Annotated in this window: 2 protein-coding genes; one reads left to right on the top strand and one right to left on the bottom strand. The window is 44.1% G+C overall.

What is annotated here, in order from left to right:
• Nucleotides 1–119: 119 nt before the first annotated feature.
• The gene (locus tag B3O12_RS09030; RefSeq protein WP_286756049.1) at nt 120–794 is read right to left on the bottom strand and encodes a pyridoxamine 5'-phosphate oxidase family protein; all 675 of its coding nucleotides are present in this window, start codon (nt 792–794) and stop codon (nt 120–122) included.
• Between the two features lie 67 nt (nt 795–861).
• On the opposite strand from B3O12_RS09030, the gene B3O12_RS09025 reads away from it, so the two are divergent.
• Nucleotides 862–2,346: a PLP-dependent aminotransferase family protein gene (locus B3O12_RS09025; protein WP_286756047.1), complete on the top strand. Its 1,485-nt coding sequence runs from the start codon at nt 862–864 to the stop codon at nt 2,344–2,346.
• Nucleotides 2,347–2,654: the final 308 nt, after the last annotated feature.

Raw genomic sequence — 2,654 nt, 5'->3', positions numbered from 1 at the left:
TTTCCGGCATGACGTTCTTTTCGTACATCGAACTCAGGTTAATTTACCTCGTCAACCCTATCATCAATCCCCTCACAATTTTCCCGTTCGAATGTTCTTCGCAAGCTATTTTTTCAGCTTTATGGTTGTTTCACCGGGTTATTGGAGAACCTAAAATTCTTGGCCGATTGCGGCTCTGGTAGTCCGGGTTTACAGTCTGAGTTAGGAACGAGCCTTCTTGATTGCACCTCAAGCTCTAATACGCCCGCCCAAACATCCAGGTCATAGTCTGCAGAGTCATCAGCTGCTTCAACTTCCCTGACCTTTGCAGAAGCATCTTCAATATCTATGGCCATAACTAGCGTACCATTGAGTTCTTTTTGATTAGGTATTCTTGCTTCGTTCCATCGGCCCGGAATAATGTTTTCCGTAATGATTTCCAAGGCCTCCATCTTTTCGGCATCTTCTTCAATCAACCTGGCCTTTCCAAAAACATTCACCGATCGATAATTTACCGAATGGTGAAAGACCGATCTGGCCAGCACGATGCCGTCCAGATGAGTAACATTGAGGCTTACTTTTTCTTGGTTTAATAAAGAGAGCATCATGCGGTTTTTAAGCGAACCGTGGATAAGTATAGTATTTCCTTTTCGCCCATAAGCGGTTGGAATTACTATAGCAGTTTCCTCAAACACATAGGGGATCTGACAAATGAAGTGAGAGTCTAAAATGTTGTAAATGAGTTCTTTGTTGTACTGGGCTCGTTTCGACCCTCGAACCACTTTGTTCAAAGGGTTTTTACTGAATTCTGACATGACCTGAGTTTTGTTCAGCTAAATGTCTACATTTATCGGACTACTTATGTAATCCGGTTTTTAATATATGAGTAGTCCGGCTATGGTGGCACTTCCTCATTTAATCAATATCGATCGGGACACTGAGTTACCAGTCTACCTCCAGATTAGTAATGGACTTATTCAACAGATTAAGGCTGGTGTATTGCGCCCCGGTAGCAGGTTGCCGGGAACCAGGGCTATGGCCCAGAGTTTTGCAGTACACCGCAAAACGGTGGTCGCTGCCTATGAAGAGCTATTCAGCCAGGGGTGGATTGATGTACGGCCATCACAGGGTACTTTTGTGAGCGAAAGTTTACCGAACGTACTGCCCAATAAACTAAGTGAAGTTTCGGAAGGAAGAAGTATAAAACACTCCGGTTTTACTTTCTATACCAAAGCTCATTTGAAAAGGGTTTTGCCCGATATACCTCAGGGTCTGACTCTGGATGAAGGTATTCCGGATGTGCGAATTGCCCCGGTCAATGATATCATTAAACATTATAGAAGCTTTGTTGCCCGGTCGTATAACAGCCGTCATTTAAGCTACGGCTCGGTGTATGGCGATGCTTTATTGCGCGAAACACTGGCCGGGTTTCTTCAGGAAACCAGAGGGATGGCCGTGGAAAAAGACAACATAATGATTGTGAGAGGTAGCCAAATGGGGACATATCTGGCCTCACAGCTACTTTTTAAGAACAAAGAACTGGCCGTGGTAGGCGAGACCAACTACATTGCAGCCAATCTTACCATGCTGGAAGCAGGGGCGAAGGTCAAAACAGTTTCTGTAGATCATAAAGGAATTAGTACCTCTGAGCTTCGAAAACTCTGTGGGCAGGAAAAAGTAACTGCCGTGTACGTAACCTCACATCACCATCACCCCACTACTGTAACCCTTAGTGTGGAAAGGAGAATAGAGCTCCTCCAATTGGCTGAAGAATATGGTTTTGCCATTTTGGAAGATGACTACGATTATGATTTTCACTATCGAAATGCCCCTTTGCTTCCTCTGGCCAGTGCCGATCGTTCGGGGCAGGTAATTTACATGGGTGCCATTTGCAAAATTGTGGCACCGGCTTACCGTGTTGGTTACTTGGTGGCTCCCAAAGATTTTATCGATGAAGTAGCACACCTCAGAAGAATTATTGATAGGCAAGGTGATGCTATTTTAGAAAGATCCATAGCGCTAATGATTCGTCAGGGCGACTACCAAAGGCATACCAAAAAGGCTCTGAAAATCTACAGGGATCGCAGAGATCACTTTTGCCAATTGCTGAAAACTGAGTTGAGTGAATTTGTACGCTTCAAAGTACCGGAGGGAGGACTTGCCGTGTGGGTTGAACTTCGGGAGGACATGAGCTGGATAGACATTGCGGAAGCCTGCAGGCAGAAAGGGTTAAACATTCCTGATTATCAAACTTATAACTTCAATCATACGGCTAATAATGGAATACGAATGGGTTTTGCTTCCATCAATTTCCAAGAGCAAACTCAAATAGTTTCAGTGTTGAAGGAGGTGATGAATCACCTCTAATCCCTCTTTGTAAGGAGGAGAATTCGGTATGATCCGGTTTTTTTATCCCGATCGAAGCCGAGGGATTGGCCAAAGATTCTAGTTGTGCAGATCCTTCGACAAGCTCAGGATGGAGAAAATAATGCAGTTTCGGATAGCATGGATGTCTTCTAACTCTCGATAGTAATCGGGAGAGGTGTCTACTGGGCGGAGGTGAATTAACTAATATTCTATTTTAACCTGAGTTCGATGTAAGAAAAGAACGTTATGCCGGAAAAACAGGTCTTAAACTCTCAAAAAGGCCTGTTTTATCCGGTATCTCAACAGAG

This window comes from Roseivirga sp. UBA838 (assembly GCF_002296035.1).
Classification (GTDB): Bacteria; Bacteroidota; Bacteroidia; order Cytophagales; family Cyclobacteriaceae; genus Roseivirga; species Roseivirga thermotolerans.
The sequence above is the reverse complement of the archived record's forward strand: the minus strand, read 5'-3'. Positions and strand labels throughout refer to the sequence as shown.

Coding starts and splice junctions, on each gene's coding strand:
- B3O12_RS09025 (WP_286756047.1), top strand. CDS start 862: ATGAGTAGTCCGGCTATGGTGGCACTTCCTCATTTAATCAATATCGAT.
- B3O12_RS09030 (WP_286756049.1), bottom strand. CDS start 794: ATGTCAGAATTCAGTAAAAACCCTTTGAACAAAGTGGTTCGAGGGTCG.